Source organism: Sphingobium salicis subsp. salicis (genome assembly GCF_049472635.1).
Lineage (GTDB): Bacteria > Pseudomonadota > Alphaproteobacteria > Sphingomonadales > Sphingomonadaceae > Sphingobium > Sphingobium yanoikuyae_A.
In genome coordinates this window covers 73977-91758 of record NZ_JAYRCS010000002.1, presented here as the reverse complement: position 1 = coordinate 91758, position 17782 = coordinate 73977, and the positions used below count along the sequence as shown (strand labels likewise).

Here is a 17782-nt window from a genome sequence, read left to right as displayed (position 1 = left end):
AGGGGGAGGCCGTAGGAGCTCCCCGTTGGCTTATCCTCGGTTGATACGCCAGGAGTGTAGCCTGAGCGGTTCCTATATGGGGATGTCCTATACTTTGTAGGCCCCCAGCGGCTCCCGCCTCCTGGGCGCGTCGGCCCGGGGAGTGGGCGGCCTCAGCGCCCGGGGAGGGCGCCCCCAGCGCCGCCCCCTCAAACTTGAAGGATGCTTGCGCGAAGCTCATATCCGCAGTCAAGAAAGGATTAGACCTATGGCTGCGAAGAAGCAAACAGACAGCAGCGCCGATCTTCGGACGAATGAGAAGAAGTGGACCAAGCCGCTGATGGATGCGGGTTGGACGGCGTTGCCGAGCGTCATTATCGAAAACCAGCGCCAGCTCGGCCTCGAACCGCTCGACCTCAACATCGTCGTGTATCTGGCGAGCAAGTGGTGGACGGCGGAGGGCAAGCCCTTCCCGTCGAAGTCCACGATGGCGAAGGCGATGAACGTGCACCCGCGCACGATCCAGAAGCATATCGCTGGGCTGGAAGGGGCGGGCTATATCCGCCGCGAGGAGCGGCGGACAGAGACGGGTAGCCGGACCAACATCTATCACCTCGATGGCCTGATCGAGGCGGCGGCGCCGTTCGCGGCGGAGAAGCTGGCGGAGATGAAGGACAAGTCGGAACTGGCGAAGCGTCGCGAGAACCGGCGCGGTGCCCCCAAGCTGCGCTTGGTGGAGAAGGATGACGACGCGTGAACGCGCATGTCCAGGAAGCGCCGCCGAGGGTGCCGCCTAAGGTCACGGCTGCGCCGAGCATTCGTCAGCTCTATTGGTGCGACTTCCCCCAGGACGCGCAGCTTCCCGAGTTCTGGAAGCGGCGTCCTGTCGTGATCCTGTCGTTCAAGAACACGCTGCACGGCGCGGTGACGGTGATCCCATGCTCGACGCAGGCGCAGCCGGGCAACAAATGGGCATTCCCGCTGCAGACGACGATCGACGGGCGCGCCGCGTTCGCGATCTGCGACAAGCCTACAACGGTTGCGGTTAGCCGCTTGACGCCAGATAAGGGCGGCATCGTGCGGATGCCTGTCGCCGAGTTCGACGACATGCTGCGCCTGGTGCTGGCATGGCTGCCGGTCCCGGCGGCGTTACCCGCACCGGCACCCGCGCCGCCGGCGCCTGCCGGCCCCGCGGCGTAGGGGCCGCCGGGGCGATTCAAATTTTAGTTGAATCCTAAGAGATCGGTTTCTACATGGGGAGCACGCGCGGCCTCCCCCTGGGGAGTGTCCGTTTCCCGCGAGGGAACTAAACGGTCGGGGCCGCCTCAAAAGGGCGGCCCTTGGCTTATCTGGTCATTGCTGACAGATTACGCTGAAAGCTCGCCTTCCTGGCGGGTGACTGCATCTACGTTCCCGTCCATCGGCGCCGCGTAGAACGCGGCCGGGGTGGATAGCATGACGAGGCAACTTACCAGGGGATCGGTGTGGAATCGGTGGGATCCGCATATCCACACACCAGGCACGATCCTGTCGGATCATTACCCTGCTGCTGACGGGTGGGAGCAATTCCTAGACCGCGTCGAGACGTCCGAACCACGGGTTCGAGCACTAGGTATCACCGACTATTTCAGCACAGCTACCTACGAACAGGTGCTGACGCATAAAGCGGCAGGGCGGCTGCGGGACGTCGATCTGATCTTCCCTAATGTCGAACTGCGACTTGGCGTCGGCACCGACAGGGGTTCGCCGGTCAACATCCATCTTCTCGTCTCGCCCGACGACAAGGATCATCTGCCCCGGCTGCACGCTTTCCTGTCGGACCTTAGGTTCGAAGCCAAGGGCGAGCGCTATCGGTGCACCCCGGCAGATATCATGCGACTGGGCCGGGCCCATGACGCGGAAGCGACCAGCGACGAGCGTGCGCTGGAGGTTGGCACCAACCAGTTCAAGGTCGACCTTGCCAACCTTCGGGAGGCGATGAAGGCGAGCGACTGGGCGCGGGCAAATATCCTGATCGCCGTCGCTGCCAGCAGCAAGGACGGCACCGCCGGGCTACAAGGCGATGCGTCGCTCGAACGCCTGCGTCGTGAGATCGAGCGCGCGTCGCACATAATCTTCTCGAGCAGGCCGGCGGATCGCCAGTTCTGGCTCGGCCAAGGGCCGGTGACGCGCGATGTCCTGGTGTCCGAATATGGCGGCATCAAGCCATGCTTGCACGGCAGCGACGCGCACCGGCCCGAAAAGGTCGCAGCACCAGCGCAGGACCGACGGTGTTGGCTTAAGGGGCGGGTGACGTTCGAGACGCTGCGCCAGGCTTGTCTCGAACCCGAAATGCGCGTGTTCGTGGGGACGGCTGCGCCGCCTGCGGCGCAGCCGTCGCAGGTGATGACCCAGGTTGAGGTCAGCGGCGCACCGTTCATGCTCGACGCGAAGGTGCCGCTCAATCCCGGGCTGATCGGGATCATAGGCGCGCGCGGATCGGGCAAGACCGCCCTTGCCGATCTGATCGCGGCAGCGGGCTCGGCCTTGATGGTCAAGGGCAACAAGCTCTCCTTCCTATATCGTGCCCGCGAGCATCTGGCCGGGGCGCGAGTGGATTTGAGCTGGGATGACGGCACAGGCTGGCCTCTGTGCATTGTAGGGACACGGATTCACGGTAGGCATCGACGTCAGGGGTAGCGAACTATTTGCGCAGGTTCTCGATGCCAAGTTCGCGCCATATCCAAGTGAAGTCGTAGGTGGCCATCGGGTCGTTCGCGTCGAGTTGGCTGCTGCTGCGGTTTTCGAGATGCTTGAGCCACCCGGCTACTCGGTGCCGGCCTGCGGCAGTTTGAACGGCTGCGCGCGGGGTGATGTCGCCGAGCATGCCGACGGGTTCATCGAGCGTCGCGCGGTACTGACGGTCGAGCATGGCATGGATGAGCGGGGTTGCAACCTCTGGCGCAATGGCGGGTGCCGGTTCGGATGATGTCAGCCCCTCGGCCCGCGCCGCCATGGCCTGTTCGACCGTCTCAATCGTGGTCAGCGGCGAGCCGACCAACCCGGCGAGCGCATCGTTGATAAGCGCGGTGCCGCGTTTCGCTCGCTCGGCCGAGGTGACGGCGAGCATCAGGGCGCGGCCTTTCAATTCGACATTGCCGAGCACCGGGGTGCCGTCCGCCATCGTCACACCCCACGCCATGCGCCCGGTGCTTTTCGCTTTTCCGTTCGGTTTCTCGCCCAGCCAGTTCCAAAAGTGCGTGGTTTCCCGCTGAAGCGCAGGGACAGTATCAAGCCGCTCGCCGACCAGCGCCTGGGTCACGCCGCGTGCGAAGGGAAAGCGCACGCGGTGGAACATCACCTCCTCGCCATCAATGTTGTGCAGCGTGGGGATGGGCGCCGGTCCCATGGTCTTGGGAACGACATCGAACAGCCATGCCGTGCTGATGAGGGCCGGAAGTGCAGCCAGATCGTCGGCGTCTAGGTTCAACGCGGTGCGCGGGCTGCGCTTGCCCTTCGAGCGCCGTAGATCGGCGACGAGCGCCTCGGCCGCCTCCATCGTGAACGACAGCACGCCGCCCGACAGGAGGTGCTTGCCTCCGACCTGCACGACGCGGGCACCGATCCTGTCCCATTGCTTCAGCGTCTGCGAGGCGCTGCGCTCGGATACTCGAAGCGGCTCGCCGCCCCGGATCAGGTCGCGCACGAGGAAGCCGCTGCCGGGCTCGACCTCGCTGACCTCGTGGAGGCTCATCACTGACGATCGAAGGGCACGCAGGTAGATTTTGGTCGGGCCGCTCTCATTCCAGCCCCGGCGCCGAATATAGTCATCGACGATGTTCCGGTCGGGTTGGATGGTGCGCGTCAGCAGATCCTCGAACGCGCATCCCCACAACACGCCGGCCCAATGATCGCCGACGATGTCCGCCAGCTCGTCCGCTTCGAAGTCGAACTCCTCCATCGCCAGCCCGAGATGATCGCCGAGCGCCTCGCCCAGATGCTCGCCCCAGGCCGGCGAGGTGGCGAACTTCATGACGCCGGACAGATCGTGACCACGCTTCATGCCTGTTCCCTCTGCTGCTGACTGAATTGCTGGCGGTGCGCGGCGACGATGCGCGAGACGGTGGGTTCACTGACGCCGTAGAGCCGCGCCATCTCGGCACCGGACTTGCGGCCGGACGTGACGGACTCGGCGATTTCGCGGCGCTGCTTGTCGCCGAGCTTGGGCCGACGCCCGCCGATCCGTCCTTCTGCGCGAGCCTGGGCAAGGCCGGCGCTGGTACGCTCGCGGATCATGGCCCGCTCGAACTCGGCGAAGCTTCCCACCATCTGCATCATCATCCGCCCTGCCGCGGTGGTGGTGTCGATCGCCTCGGTCAGTGAGCGGAAGCCCGCGCCTGCCAGCTCGATCCGCTCCATGATGTGCAGCATATCCTTTAGGCTGCGCGACAGCCGGTCAAGCTTCCAGACGACGACGACGTCTCCGTCGCGCAACTGGCCGATCATCTCCAGAAGCTTGGGTCGGTCCCACCGCCCACCGCTGGCGGTCTCCTCGAACACCCGCTTGCAGCCGGCCGCATCGAGCGCGCGCCGCTGCGCGGCGTTCGACTGGTCGTCGCCCTTCGACACGCGGGCATAACCGATCAGATAGGGTTCGCGCGTCATCTGCGTCTCTTTCACAAACGGCCGTATCTGGAGGCGGAAACAGCATGCACCAATTTCCGCAGCCTTGGGTCTTTCACAATCCTCTTTCACTAAGCCAACAAAAGGCAAGAGGTTTTTGGAGGATGAAACATGCCCGCACGTATTCCGATGACCCAGCGGCAGCGCGCCGCGTTGCTTGCTTTGCCCGACAGCGAGGCGGCGGTGGTGCGACATCATGGCCTCGATGCCGAGGACCTTGCTGCGATCGGCTTCGCACGCACTCCGGCGACCCGCTTGAGCTATGCCCTGCAACTCTGCTGCCTGCGCTATCCGGGGCGACATCTGCGCACAGGCGAGCTGTTGCCTGCAATCATGCTCGACCACATCGCCGAACAGGTCGGAGTGGATGCAGGCGTCGTCGCCGACTTCGCGCGGCGAGCGCCGACCCGCTACGATCAGCTTGCCGCCATCAAGGCGCGCTTCGGATTCACCGATCTGAGCCGGCCAGCGCGCGGCATCATGATGACTTGGCTGGAAACCGAAGCCATGGCTATCGTGGACGGGCGCATTTTGCTTGATCGATTGCTGGACGAGCTGCGCACGCGACGCATCGTCATCCCTGGCATCAGCGTCGTTGAGCGGATGGCGGCCGAGGCGATGCTTCGGACGGAAACCGATCTGGTCGCCGCGGTCGATGCTAAACTCGATGCGGATATGCGTCAGCGTCTCGATATGCTGATCGATGAGAAGGTACATGACCGGCAGAGCCGCTTGTCCTGGCTGCGCGAACCAGAGCCCCGCGTCGCGTCAGCCTCGCTTGCCGAAATCCTCGAGAAGGTCGCGATAATCCATAGGACCGGTATTTCCAGCATTCCGGTCGATCCCCTGCACGAGCCCCGCCTGACGCAGTTCGCCCGCGAAGGCGTGCGATATACAGCCCAGGCTTTCCAACAGATGCGCGTCTCCCGCAGGCGGGTCATCCTGCTTGCAACGCTGCGCGAGATGGAGGCCACGCTTACCGACGCGGCGATCGCCATGTTCAGCGCCTTGATGGGACGCGCTCACCTTCGTGCTCGCAAACGCCTGGAGCAGAGGGTCGCGATTTCGGGACGCGAAGGCCGCGATCGGCTGATGCGGATCGCCACTGTGCTGGAAACAGTTAGCCAGGCAGCACGCGCCGGCGGAGATATCGGTGCGGCCCTCAGGGATATCGTGCCTCTCGACATGCTCGATGCTGATGCCGCAATCATCCGTCGTACCGCGGCACCTCACAGGGACGATGTGCTGAGCGAGATCGCAGCCGAATACCGGACCTTCAAGCGAACAGGGCCTCTATTCCTGCAAGCGCTCGATTTCCACGGTCGGGCCGGCACCGCGGCATTGCGCGACGCGATGGCGATCCTGTCGAAATCTTGATGGCGACTGGCGCAAGCCCCTCCCTGCCGACGTTCCGCTCGGTCATGTCGAGCGGCGCTGGCACCGCCATGTCGTGGTCGCCGGCAAGATCGACCGGACGCACTGGGAGATGGCGACTTACGGCGCGCTCACCAATGCACTGGCCTCGGGTGATATCTGGGTGCCGAGGTCAAGGCTGCACAGGTCGCTGGACGTGCTGCTCGCGCCGTTATCCGGCGCAGCGCTGCAACCGCCGTTCTCGCTCGGTAATCCACACGCATGGCTCGATCAGCGCGCCGCGCAGCTCGACAGCGCCTTGCGCGACGTCGCCCACAATCTGGCCGGACGCGATGCTGCCCTGTTCGCTGGCGAGCGATTGCGATTTCCCAAGGAACTGAAGGACGATGATGCCAGGCACGACGAAGGACGGCGCCTGACGCTTGCCTGCTACGACATGCTGCCTGCCACGCGTATCACCGACGTGTTGTCGCAAGTCGAACGCTGGACCGGCTTCACCCGGCACTTCGGGCACGTCTCGACCGGGTTGCCGCCTGGCGATGAGCAGGCCTTCCTCGCCACTCTGATTGCCGAAGCGACCAATCTTGGGCTGTCGCGCATGGCCGAGGTATGCGGCGCAGGGTCACGCCGCGCGCTGCTGCGCATGCAGACATGGCACATGCGCGAGGAAACCTTTCGGGCGGCGCTCGCCTGTCTGACCGACGCCATCCACGCCGAGCCGATCGCCGCCTGGTTTGGGCAAGGACACCGGGCTTCCGCGGATGGCCAGGCCTTCTACCTGGGCGGGCCGGGCGAAGCCGGCGGAGCGGTCAACGCCCATTATGGTCGCGACCCAGTGGTCAAGATCTACACCACCATCACCGACCGCTACGCGCCGCTGCACCAGACGGTGATCGCCGGCACGGCAGGAGAAGCCATCCATGCGCTCGATGGGCTCCTCGGCCATGACAGCAACGCCGATCTGACCGCGCTGCACGTCGATGGAGGCGGCGTTTCCGACATCGTATTCGCGACGATGCATCTCCTCGGGCTCGATTTCGAGCCGCGCATTCCTCGCCTGTCCGACCGGCGCCTCTACGCTTTCGAACCCTCGAAGCGCTATGGCAGGCTTGCGCCACTGTTCGGTCACAGGCTCAACCGGGACCTGATCGTCAGCCACTGGCCCGATATTGAACGTGTCATTGGCGCGATCCGTCACCGCACCGTCACGCCATCGTTGATCCTGAAGAAGCTGTCCGCCTACCGCCAGCAGAACAGCCTCGCTGCGGCGCTGCGGGAGATCGGGCGGATCGAGCGCACGCTGTTCACGCTCCGCTGGTTCGAGGATCCGGCTCTGCGCCGTACCGTCACTGCCGAGTTGAACAAGGGCGAGGCCCGCAACAGCCTTGCCCGGGCGGTCGCCTTCCATCGGCTCGGCCGTTTTCGCGACCGTGGCCTGGAGAACCAGCAGACCCGAGCGGCCGCGCTCAACCTCGTCACCGCAGCGATTATCCTGTTCAACTGTCGCTATCTGGGGCGCGCCGTCGACGAAATGCGTCGTCGAGGAAGCCCCATCGATCCAGCTATGCTGTCCCGGCTCTCGCCGTTGGGTTGGGATCGCATCAATCTCACCGGCGATTATGTCTGGTCCGATCACCTCGATCTCGACGCCAACGGCCTCATGCCGCTGCTCATCAAACCGCTACCGTGAATCCGTGTCCTGATAATGCACAGGGGCCACCTTGGCCTGACAACTCGCCAGGCGAACCCTCCCAAGCGCTGGACGGCGCCGTGCGCTGCCCGCCCCTCCGGGGCCGTTTGCCCAGAGCACTTGCAGTCCAAGGAGAGGAATCATGAAGACCTTGATATTCAGCGCTACGGTGGCCGCATTCACGATGCTCGCCGCCGCCCCAGTTCCGGCATTGGCACAGGCAGATGTCGAGAAACCGGCTACCATCAAGTGTGAGTGGCAACCCCAGGCTCCTGGTCCGCGTGCACCGCTAAGTGCACGGGTCTGCAGGAAGGTCGCCGACCAACGCGAGCAGTGGACAGGCAAAGGTGGACCGGAATGCGATCCGGCCTATACCGGCAAAACCGGCCGTTATGTGTGGCGGCAGCGGCCGCAATATGGTCCGCGTGCGCCGTTGCAGGGACCGGTCCGCGTTTGGGTCGATGGGAGCGATGTCTGCTGATAGCGTGAAGTGACGGCGAGGCGCTAACTTCCCCTCGCCGTCGATCATGGATTGGCGAACATTGCCTGTTCCAAACTTGTCGGAGCTCTTCGGGAGGCTCTTTCATGGCTCCTCCCGAAGAGCTCAGCGACTGTCTATAGTATCCGGGTGGCCGTCACGTCGAACGCGACCTTGCCGCGACGGCAATGCCATCGAGCAGTGAAGGCTTGCCGTCGAACGCCATGTTCATCGCCGCCGACCGTCCGCGCCGGCTCGTGAAGCTGACGGGACGCGAATTGCAAAACTGAGAGTGCAGGCGTGTCGTTGAACATGTTCAAGATGCCAGGTGCGTCAGGATCGGACATTCCGGTCGGTTGTTGCCGTCACAGCTCTTCGCCAACCCCATCAGCGCTTCTCGCATCGCATTTAGCGCATCCGCCTTGCGGCCAAGGTCGGCCGCTCGGGCCTCTGCCAGCGCCTTGACCTCTGAACTGGCGCGTGCACGATCGGACCATAGATCAAGCAGCTTTTGGATTTCTTCGATCGGAAAGCCGAGATCGTGGGCATTGGCTATGAAGCGCAGGCGATGGACGTCGGCGTCGCTGTAATCGCGATAGCCACTATCCCGCCGCACAGCCGATGGGACCAGGCCGATCTTTTCGTAGTGGCGGATCATCCGCTGTGAGACCCCGCTCGCGCCCGACGCACCGCCTATGTTCATAGCGCCGCCCGATTAAGGCGCAGCGCGTTGGTGACCACGCTGACTGAGGACAATGCCATCGCTGCTGCAGCGATGATCGGCGAAAGCAGGATGCCGAAGATCGGATAGAGCAGCCCTGCCGCGATCGGGATCCCGGCGGCGTTGTAGATGAAGGCGAAGAACAGGTTCTGGCGGATGTTGGACATCGTCGCCTCGCTAAGCCGGCGCGCACGCACGATGCCGTTAAGGTCGCCCTTCAGCAGGGTCACGCCAGCGCTTTCGATCGCGACATCGGTGCCCGAACCCATCGCGATGCCGACATCGGCGGCGGCGAGCGCGGGCGCGTCGTTGACCCCGTCGCCAGCCATGGCGACGATGCGCCCTTCACTCTTCAATCGCGCGACCACCGCGCTTTTCCGATCCGGTAGCACTTCGGCTTCGACGTCGTCGATCCCGAGCTTTCGCCCGACCGCTTCGGCCGTGGTGCGATTGTCGCCGGTCAGCATCACGACCCGTATGCCCTCCTTGCGAAGCGCCGCGATGGCCTCGGCCGTCGTCGCCTTGATTGCATCGGCGATGGCCAGAATGCCGGCCGCCTGCTTGTCGATGCCGATGAAGATGGCGGTCGCGCCATCCTGGCGCAGTTCGTCCGCCTGGGGCTCGAGTGCGCTGACGTCGATCCCGTTTTCTGACAGGAAACGGGCGTTGCCCAGGGTGATGCGCTTGCCATCCACCGTGCCGATCGCGCCCTTGCCGGTCGGTGAATCAAAGTCCGCGACCTCGGGAAGCACGATTCCCCTGTCCTTGGCGGCGGCGATCACGGCGAGCGCCAGCGGATGTTCGGACGCCCGCTCCACGCCGGCGGCGAGCCGCAGCAGTTCGGTCTCTTCATAGCCTGTCGCCGGAATGATGCGGGTGACCGATGGTCGCCCCTCGGTCAGCGTACCTGTCTTGTCGACGACGAGCGTGTCGATCTTCTCCATCCGCTCCAGCGCTTCGGCATTCTTGATGAGCACGCCGAGCCCCGCGCCCCGGCCGATGCCGACCATGATCGACATTGGCGTCGCAAGCCCCAAGGCGCAGGGGCACGCGATGATAAGCACGGCGACGGCGGCGATCAGGCCATGGGCCAGACGGGGTTCTGGCCCCCAGATACCCCATACACCAAAGGCAATGAGCGCGATCAACAGGACGGCGGGCACGAACCATCCCGCGACCTGGTCGGCCAGGCGTTGGATAGGTGCTCGCGAACGCTGCGCGTCAGCGACCATCTGGACAATGCGCGCCAGCATCGTGTCGCGGCCCACCTTCTCGGCGCGCATGACGAGGGCACCGCTCTGATTGATCGTTCCGCCGATGACAGTGTCGCCGAGCGCCTTCGTGACGGGCATCGACTCACCCGTCACCATCGACTCGTCGAGCGAGGATCGGCCGTCTTCGACCTTGCCATCGACCGGTACTTTTTCGCCCGGCCTGACACGGAGGAGATCGCCGACGGCTACCTGGTCGAGCGATACCTCCTCGTCATTCCCGTCGGCGCCAATGCGGCGCGCGGTCTTGGGGGCGAGGTTGAGCAGCGCCTTGATGGCGCCTGAGGTCCGCTCGCGGGCGCGCAGTTCGAGCACCTGTCCCAGCAGCACCAGCACGGTGATGACGGCGGCGGCCTCGAAATAGATAGCGACTGTGCCGTCCATCATTCGAAACGCTGCGGGGAACACCCTCGGGGCGATGGTCGCGACCACGCTATAGGCCCAGGCCACGCCCGTCCCCATCGCGATCAGCGTGAACATGTTGAGGTTGCGCGTCCGGATGGACACCCATCCCCGTTCGAAAAATGGCCAGCCCGCCCAGAGTACGACCGGGGTTGCCAGTGCAAGCTGCAACCATCCGGACATGCGGGCCGGTACAAGATTGTGCAGTGCTGGGAACAGGTGGCTGCCCATTTCCAGGACAAAGACCGGGATGGTGAGCAGCACCGCGATCCAGAAACGCCGCGACATATCCAGGAGTTCGCCGCTTGGTCCGGTGTCTGCCGTCACAAGTTCCGGCTCGAGCGCCATGCCACAGATCGGGCATGGCCCGGGATGGTCTTGACGGACCTCCGGGTGCATGGGGCAGGTCCAGATCGCGCCTGGTTGAGCGACCATCGCCTCTTTGTCACCCGCGGACAAATAGCGCACCGGCTCGGCGACAAACTTCGTGCGGCATCCGGCGCTGCAGAAATGATATTGCTCGCCATGATGCGAGGCATGATGAGGCGTTGCGGCCGGATCGACCATCATCCCGCAAACCGGATCCTTGGCCGTCTTCGCGTCCGTGCCGCCGCCGTGCTTGGCCGCGCAGCAGCTGTGCGCACCCGAATTGCTTGCAGGAACAGGGTCAGTCACAGGCTCGTCTCCTTATCGACGAAAAGCAATCTGGGGCCTGACATCGTGTCAGGGTCAAGCCCGACGAAAATATATTTTCGCGTGGCTGACTCTGCGCTGCCGCGTCAGCCGGACAACAGATTGTGGATGGCCGTCGCGGCCTTAGCCGCCTGACCTGCCGCAACGGCAATTTGATCCAGTCCTTCAACCATGTCGCCGGCCGCGAACAGGCCGCCGACTGTCGTTTGCTGGTGCGCATCGACGACGATGCCACCTCCCCGGCTCAGGCCAGCGCCAGCCATTCGCGCCAATTCCGAGCGAGGGGCGGTTCTGAGGGCAACATAAAGGGTGTCGAATTGGAGCAATTGGCCATCGGCCAAATGGGCGTGCAGGAATTCTCCATCGATCGACAAATCTCGAACCGGCGCGCGTTCGACGGCAATACCGCCTCGAGCCAGATCTGCCGTCTCGGCTACCGACAATTGCGAACTGTCTTGCGCGAGCAAGGTCACGGTGTCGCTATAGTGGCGAACGAACAAAGCCTCGGCCGCGCCATGGTCGGAGCAGCCCAGCACGGCCACTCGCTTGCCGCGGACCTCATAGCCGTCGCAGATCGGGCAATAACGTATCAATCCCTGGGCGACGCCTCGATCATGCGTTTCCTGCCTCATTCGGGGTCGATGATTTGTGACGCCTTGGGCAAGCAATATTGACCGGGCACTGAAAGTCTTGGCATCTGTATCGACGACGAAACCTGTCCTGACCCGGTCGATGCGATCGACGAGCCCAGGGACCAATTCGGCACCGTATTGGGCGGCATGTCGATGCATACGGACAAGCAGATTTTCGCCAGAGATACCGTCTGGAAAACCGAGGAGGTTATGTGTCGTCGGGATGCGGGTCGCGCGGCCATCGCCAGCATCGATGACCAGCGTAGAACGCAGAAACCGGGCTAGATAGGTGGCTGCTGTCAGCCCTGCGGGGCCGCCGCCGATGATGACGCAGTCGTACATGCGTGCCTTTCACTGAGCGCGGTCTTCACTGGTATTACGCGGAATGAGGCTTCTTCCCTCAAACGAGTGCGCGTTCTTCGAAAAAAAGGTCGGGTCGTGAGGGGTAAACCCCGTCGCTGCGTAAAATCAGATGAAGCCCATCGCCTAGCAGGATGGACAGCCGAGGTGCCCACGGGTCGCAGCGTGGCGCGGGGGCGAGCGGATGTGGGGAAGACGGATTGGAATAAACCGATCGCGCTCCATGTCGCTCGCCCCGCAACAACCACAGGCCGCAACGTCAGGGGGCGACGAAACCATCATCGTCGGGGGAGAGATGGAGACCTACAGCCCTTTTTCGGTTTCGATGGGCCAGGCGCTTTGGGTGATAATGGTTGTCGCTGGACCCCCGCTGATAATCATGCTGGTGGTCGGGCTCATTATCTCCATGATCCAGGCTGCGACTTCGATCAACGAACAGACTGTGAGCTTCGTCCCCAAGCTCCTGGCGTTCATTTTGTTCCTCGCGCTTTACGGGGCAACCGTTGGCGATCTCCTGATCGGCTACACCCGTGACCTGCTGACGCATATTCCGGACGATATCAGATGACGCGGGTCGCTTTTCGTCCTGGGCGGCCGCGCAAAAACTGTTCGTATACGGGGCGGAGTGTTAGCGTTGGAGAAGATCGACGCGAATGGGGGAACGGGGTTTGGCGGAATTTGAATTGCTGGCGCGGCAACTGATCCAACGATGGAGGGAAGATCCGAACGCGACGTATCAGAGCTGGTTTCTATGGGACGAGCGCATCAAGAATTTTCGTTCGATACGGCGTGGTCTCGCCCAGGTGGTCGCTGAAATCGAAGCCGGAAGGTTCGGCGTCGCCTATCGCGGATCTTCGCTGGAAACGGTCGTTCATTCAGTCGCAGAACAGAGGCAGATCTTCAAAGGCGCGGACCATGCGTTTCTCTGGAAGCCCAAATTGCGGATCCCCGACATCTATGAAAACCCGGCGAACCAGCGCGCCTTTGGCCGATTGCTCGATCACTGCGCCTGTTGCGACACCGCGGAAGAGATTATCGCAGGTATCCACACGATTGATCGCCTGAACATCAAGGGGCTGGGGCCTGCGGTCGCCAATCTCCTCTATTTCCTGCATCCGACCCTCGTGCCGCCGTTCAACACCGCGATCGTCAACGGCTATAACAAGCTGACCGGCGGCAAGGTGAAGCTCGGAAGCTGGCACCATTTTCTCGCCATGCGCTCGGGTGTGCTCGACCTGAACGAGCGGTTTCGCGATCTTCTGTCAAACGATCTGGGCGCTATTGGCGGCCTCCTGTTCGATATCGGCTCTGGCCGTTATCCGGCGCCGCCCCGCGACGAGGAAGACCAGACCCTGGGATCCTGGACCGCACGCCTCGAACAAGCTCGGGCGGAAGCACAAACGCTCAACAAAGCGCTGCAGAAGCAGGGCGAGAGTGATCGAACCCATTCGGAAATCCAGGCATGGCTGCGCGATATCGGTCTGGCCCTGGGGTATGACGTCTGGATCGCATCCAATGATCGGGGGCGACTGCATGACGGTGTGCGTTTGGGGGAGGGGTGCCTCGAGAGCTTGCCGGCTTCAATTTCGACGTCGACCGGAGCGGATGCTATCCGCCTCATTGATGTTTTGTGGCTGGAGCGGGGTGGTGACCGGGTCGCGGCAGCCTTCGAAGTCGAACATTCGACTTCCATCTATTCGGGGATCGTCCGGATGCTCGATCTTGCCCTGAGCGGCAGCGACCTGCATGCCACAGCCGGATTGTTCCTTGTCGCTCCAGATGCTCGCGAAAGCGAAGTGCGCGCGCAAATCGCAAGGCCGGCGTTCAGCCGGATCGCGGACCTGGAGATCGCCTATCTCCCTTATGGTGAGCTAGAACGGAACAAGGACGCGATTTCCCGGTTTGGCTCGGGCCTTAAAGCGATCAAAGCTATTTCGCGCGCGCTTCCATGAAGGCGGATTACATCCCCGATGCAGGTGGGGCCAGCAGTCCTAACCATGCAACGAGGGCTAGAATGACAAGAGCGCATCCGGTTTCAATGGCGAGGCTGCGACGAAGTGTTCCTATCGCCGAGGATGTATTGCCCGTTTCAATGGCTGCAGCGAGGGAGGGGGTCAGGAAGAAGCGATTGGCGGCGGCCAGCGTCAGCATGACGCCGAACAGTATCAGCTTTGCCCCCAGCAGAAGGCCGTAGAGACTGGCAAAAAGGGAACCGAGCCGGGATGGTCCGATCAGGATCCAACTGTTGATGAATCCCGACAGGATAAGCAGCCCTACGACTACCGATCCGACCTTTGCAAAGCCATCCAGCGCGCGGTGAGAAAGGTGGATATGATCGATCGCCATGCGAGCTGCAGGGCGGAAAATGAGAAGGCAAAGGGCGAATAATGCGCCTACCCAAATCCCCGCCGCCCAAAGATGGGTGATGTCGGCCCCAAGATGGACCCATCCCCGCAAGCCTTCGTCGGCAGCGCCATGCCCCGTCCAGGCCAAGGTCGCCAGAGCGACAGCGGCGGTCGCTGACAGCGACCACAGGGCGAAAGCGGGACGCCGCCAACCGACGATGGAAAAATAGAGCACGAGCAGGAGGGCCGCGACCCGTACCTGCCAGACCGTCCCGATCGCAGTGCCCGATATGAGAAGATTGACCGTGGCGCGGTCTACCTGATCGAGTGGCACGCCCCCCATCGAGGCCGCCAGGACCATCATGCCCAGGATAGATAATACGATACCGGCCAGCGCGATTGTCGCCAACACCGACCGGAAACGCAGGACCGAGCCGGATGCCCGCTCAGTCCCGCGCAACGTGTAGAGGCCGAACATCGGCAACCCGAAGAGGAGCATGAGATCGAGGAAAAGTCCCAGCCTCACTGCGATCGCTATGATGTCCGGCACGGTCTTACTGGACCTTGAAGGTGTAGCTGCCCTGGATGCGATGGGTGTCAGCAGAGACGACGTGATAGTCGACCTTGTAGGTTCCAACCGGCAACGGCATGGCAAGCGTCGCGACGAGCGTCTTGCCATCGGCGCCCACGGTGGCCTTGACGCCGTTCATCTTCATCGGCGCCATCTTCATGCCTGGCATTTCGGTCATCGTCAGGTCGAGCCCGGAAAATTGTGCGACGAGCGCTTCAGAAAAGACGAGCTGAATTCTGGTCGGGGCGGCGACCACGGCATTTGCGGCAGGGGTGGCGGCATTGAGCTTAGGGTGAGCCTGCGCAGCGGTAGCGGTGAGGACAGACGCCGCCATGGCGACGGCAAAGATTGTTTTACGAAACATCGATTTCTCCATGGGCGGCGAGACTGCCGACACATCGAATTACCCACCACGCGGCGCCACCCCTCATCAGGCGCGCAAGAATTCTGCAAATCAGAACCCCGGCGGGATTTGCGAATGAGATCTGCGCGACAGATGAGGGATCGAAGCTTGCAGTGCGTATGGACAATTGGATGGGTGTGAGAACCACCCGGATCCAAGGGACGCTGCCGCTCGGGAGGAAGCTATGGAGAATGCTAGGACGACTTGGCTGCGCAGGCACTTTCCAAGTGTAGGTTTTATCGCTGCGACAGCGCTGGTCGGCGGCGCGCTAGCGGGGATCGTCGTCTATGTGGGTGCCTATGACATCGGGGCGGATTCGCCGCACACCAAACCGGTCTATTGGCTGATCGAGCAGCTCCGAGATCGTTCCATCGCCGTGCGATCTCGTGATGTGAATGTCCCGGCCAACCTTGGGGACGTGAAGCGGCTGCAGAGCGGGGCGGGGCTCTACACCGAGATGTGCAGCGGCTGCCATCTCGGGCCAGGACTGGAAAAGTCCGAAATCAGCCAGGGACTCTATCCGAGGGCGCCGGAGCTTTCCCGCGAGGAGCAAAGATCGCCAAAGGAGCAATTCTGGATCATCAAGCATGGGGTCAAGCTGACCGCGATGCCAGCTTGGGGTAAGACCCATAGCGACGAACTGATCTGGGATATGGTGGCTTTCGTAAGGCAACTTCCGCGTATGTCACCCGCCCAATATCAGGCGGCAATAGCCAGTGCGCCCGAAGACCATGACGCGATGATGAAGGATATGCCCGGCATGACGAAGACGGCGCCATAGCGTTGCGGCTGCTCCGTCGCTGTTGCTCAGATCTGCCCGCTATGTGCGATGCTTTGACGGACAGGCTGATAGAGGGGAAAGTAAAGAACACGTCCTGGGCCGTTGCCCCGGATTGATTGAGGATTGGACTTTTCGATGGATACCGACCTGGACCGGCTGCTGAGCCGCTTACGCAACGAACCGACGCATCCGGGGCTGATTGGTCTGGAGGATGCTGTGTTCCGACGCATAGCGGCATTGCCGCAGGTTTCGACCGCGTCTCAATTCCGCCTCGGTGCGGTCGCGGCTTTCGGAGCGGTACTGCTGGGTATCGCCAGCAATGGCTTTACGCCGCGTGCCGAGGCGTCGGTCACGCTATCGCCTTTCGGGCCATCAAATCCGCTTGCCCCTTCGACGCTGCTGGTAGGTTCTCAATGAAGCCCAAATTGCTCCTCCTCGTCGCCATCGTCGCCTTTGCATCGGCGGTTGCGGGCGTGTTCCTGGGCCGCTACTTTTTCCCGCGGCCCAAGGCAGCCGGCGTCGAGCTCCACGATGTCTTGCACAGCAAGCTCGATCTGGATGATCGTCAGAAGGCCAAGATCGAGCTGCTAGAGCAGGGTTTCGCCGTGCGTCGGCGCGCGCTGGAGCTTGAACTGCGATCGGACAATGCGCGTCTCGCAGCCGCGATCGAGGTCGAACATGGCGAAGGGCCGCGTGTGACCGCGGCCGTCGATCAGTCGCATCAGGCAATGGGCGAACTGCAAAAGGAAACGCTCGGGCACATCTTCGCCATGCGGCAAATCCTTCGCCCCGATCAGGCCAAGACCTTCGATCAGGCGGTGGTTCATGCGCTCACCGACGATGCACGGTGAGTCTGGATCTCCAGGCGTGTTCGGACGGTGAACTAGCGGCACTGACGCTTGCCGGTCGGCAGTCGGCTTTCGCCGAGATTATGCGTCGGCACCAGACAGCGATATTTCGACTGGTGCGCGGCCTGGTCGGGAATGCCGAGGAAGCACTTGATCTCACGCAGGACTGCTTTGTATCCGCGTTCAGCCATCTGCGGAAATATGATGGTGCGCGTCCGTTGCGCGCCTGGCTATCCCGGATCGCGATTAACAAATGTCGCGATTGGCGCCGCCGCCAGAGGGTGCGGCAGCTCTTCACATTTGGCTCCGCGCCGTCGGATGATGAGATTGAGCAAGTGCCGGATGACGCACCCTCCGCACATGCCAGTGCTGAATCGAAAATAGAGGTGGAGCGACTGTCGGCGGCGATCAGCGCATTGCCTGCCACGTTGCGTGAAGTCCTGATGCTCAGGACCGTCGAAGGGCTCAGTCAATCAGAGGCCGCCAAAGCGCTTTCCGTCAGTAGCAAGGCTGTGGAGACGCGCCTGTATCGCGCGCGCGCGCGCCTCGCAGAAATACTCGCTGAGGAATGA

The 17782-nt window shown here is 62.8% G+C and carries 16 protein-coding genes and 2 pseudogenes; 11 read left to right on the top strand and 7 right to left on the bottom strand.

Annotated features, from left to right (window positions below; all coding sequences use genetic code 11):
* The first annotated feature begins 247 nt into the window (after window positions 1-247).
* The 3 genes and pseudogenes from VHN57_RS24940 to VHN57_RS24930 form a co-directional block, all read left to right on the top strand.
* The gene (locus VHN57_RS24940) at window positions 248-736 is read left to right on the top strand and encodes a helix-turn-helix domain-containing protein (protein WP_125990045.1); all 489 of its coding nucleotides are present in this window, start codon (window positions 248-250) and stop codon (window positions 734-736) included.
* Window positions 733-1179 carry a type II toxin-antitoxin system PemK/MazF family toxin gene (locus tag VHN57_RS24935; protein WP_267224348.1) on the top strand — a complete coding sequence of 149 codons (447 nt, stop codon included), beginning with the start codon at window positions 733-735 and terminating at the stop codon, window positions 1177-1179. Before VHN57_RS24940 ends, VHN57_RS24935 begins: the two co-directional genes overlap by 4 nt.
* Window positions 1180-1434: 255 nt before the next feature.
* Window positions 1435-2601, top strand: a pseudogene (locus tag VHN57_RS24930) (TrlF family ATPase); the annotation flags it as partial.
* Between the two features lie 61 nt (window positions 2602-2662).
* Here the strand turns inward: VHN57_RS24930 and VHN57_RS24925 are convergent.
* Both VHN57_RS24925 and VHN57_RS24920 read right to left on the bottom strand, forming a co-directional pair.
* Window positions 2663-3991: a hypothetical protein gene (locus tag VHN57_RS24925; RefSeq protein ID WP_020817906.1), complete on the bottom strand. Its 1329-nt coding sequence runs from the start codon at window positions 3989-3991 to the stop codon at window positions 2663-2665.
* A 26-nt stretch (window positions 3992-4017) separates the two neighbouring features.
* Complete coding sequence (locus tag VHN57_RS24920) at window positions 4018-4623, bottom strand: recombinase family protein (protein ID WP_026109404.1); 606 nt, start codon at window positions 4621-4623, stop codon at window positions 4018-4020.
* A gap of 129 nt (window positions 4624-4752) precedes the next feature.
* Between VHN57_RS24920 and VHN57_RS24915 the strand changes: the two are divergent.
* Window positions 4753-7705, top strand: a pseudogene (locus tag VHN57_RS24915) (Tn3 family transposase).
* A gap of 142 nt (window positions 7706-7847) precedes the next feature.
* Window positions 7848-8186: a hypothetical protein gene (locus tag VHN57_RS24910; protein WP_125988681.1), complete on the top strand. Its 339-nt coding sequence runs from the start codon at window positions 7848-7850 to the stop codon at window positions 8184-8186.
* Between the two features lie 313 nt (window positions 8187-8499).
* Here the strand turns inward: VHN57_RS24910 and VHN57_RS24905 are convergent, their stop codons facing one another.
* The 3 genes from VHN57_RS24905 to VHN57_RS24895 all read right to left on the bottom strand — a co-directional run bounded on the left by VHN57_RS24905 (window position 8500) and on the right by VHN57_RS24895 (window position 12244).
* Entirely contained in the window at window positions 8500-8886 is a 387-nt protein-coding gene (locus VHN57_RS24905) for a MerR family transcriptional regulator (RefSeq protein WP_026109405.1), read from the bottom strand.
* A complete protein-coding gene (locus VHN57_RS24900; protein WP_026109406.1) occupies window positions 8883-11252 on the bottom strand; it encodes a heavy metal translocating P-type ATPase in 2370 nt (789 codons plus the stop codon). The genes VHN57_RS24905 and VHN57_RS24900 overlap by 4 nt, the downstream gene beginning before the upstream one ends.
* A gap of 104 nt (window positions 11253-11356) precedes the next feature.
* Window positions 11357-12244 carry an NAD(P)/FAD-dependent oxidoreductase gene (locus VHN57_RS24895; protein ID WP_423286215.1) on the bottom strand — a complete coding sequence of 296 codons (888 nt, stop codon included), beginning with the start codon at window positions 12242-12244 and terminating at the stop codon, window positions 11357-11359.
* 241 nt (window positions 12245-12485) lie between these two features.
* On the opposite strand from VHN57_RS24895, the gene VHN57_RS24890 reads away from it, so the two are divergent.
* Both VHN57_RS24890 and VHN57_RS24885 read left to right on the top strand, forming a co-directional pair.
* Complete coding sequence (locus VHN57_RS24890; RefSeq protein ID WP_017502270.1) at window positions 12486-12830, top strand: flagellar biosynthetic protein FliQ; 345 nt, start codon at window positions 12486-12488, stop codon at window positions 12828-12830.
* Between the two features lie 100 nt (window positions 12831-12930).
* Complete coding sequence (locus VHN57_RS24885; protein ID WP_246428431.1) at window positions 12931-14214, top strand: type II restriction endonuclease; 1284 nt, start codon at window positions 12931-12933, stop codon at window positions 14212-14214.
* A 7-nt stretch (window positions 14215-14221) separates the two neighbouring features.
* On the opposite strand, the gene copD is transcribed toward VHN57_RS24885, so the two are convergent.
* Together copD and copC are read right to left on the bottom strand one after the other, a co-directional pair.
* Window positions 14222-15157: a copper homeostasis membrane protein CopD gene (gene copD / locus VHN57_RS24880; protein ID WP_017502271.1), complete on the bottom strand. Its 936-nt coding sequence runs from the start codon at window positions 15155-15157 to the stop codon at window positions 14222-14224.
* A gap of 4 nt (window positions 15158-15161) precedes the next feature.
* Entirely contained in the window at window positions 15162-15554 is a 393-nt protein-coding gene (gene copC, locus VHN57_RS24875; protein ID WP_412458721.1) for a copper homeostasis periplasmic binding protein CopC, read from the bottom strand.
* A gap of 211 nt (window positions 15555-15765) precedes the next feature.
* On the opposite strand from copC, the gene VHN57_RS24870 reads away from it, so the two are divergent.
* The 4 genes from VHN57_RS24870 to VHN57_RS24855 all read left to right on the top strand — a co-directional run bounded on the left by VHN57_RS24870 (window position 15766) and on the right by VHN57_RS24855 (window position 17782).
* Complete coding sequence (locus VHN57_RS24870; protein WP_017502273.1) at window positions 15766-16362, top strand: c-type cytochrome; 597 nt, start codon at window positions 15766-15768, stop codon at window positions 16360-16362.
* A 135-nt stretch (window positions 16363-16497) separates the two neighbouring features.
* Window positions 16498-16779, top strand: a complete 282-nt coding sequence (locus VHN57_RS24865; protein WP_017502274.1) for a hypothetical protein — start codon at window positions 16498-16500, stop codon at window positions 16777-16779.
* Entirely contained in the window at window positions 16776-17213 is a 438-nt protein-coding gene (locus VHN57_RS24860) for a periplasmic heavy metal sensor (protein ID WP_017502275.1), read from the top strand. The genes VHN57_RS24865 and VHN57_RS24860 overlap by 4 nt, the downstream gene beginning before the upstream one ends.
* Entirely contained in the window at window positions 17210-17782 is a 573-nt protein-coding gene (locus tag VHN57_RS24855; RefSeq protein WP_021243451.1) for an RNA polymerase sigma factor, read from the top strand. Before VHN57_RS24860 ends, VHN57_RS24855 begins: the two co-directional genes overlap by 4 nt.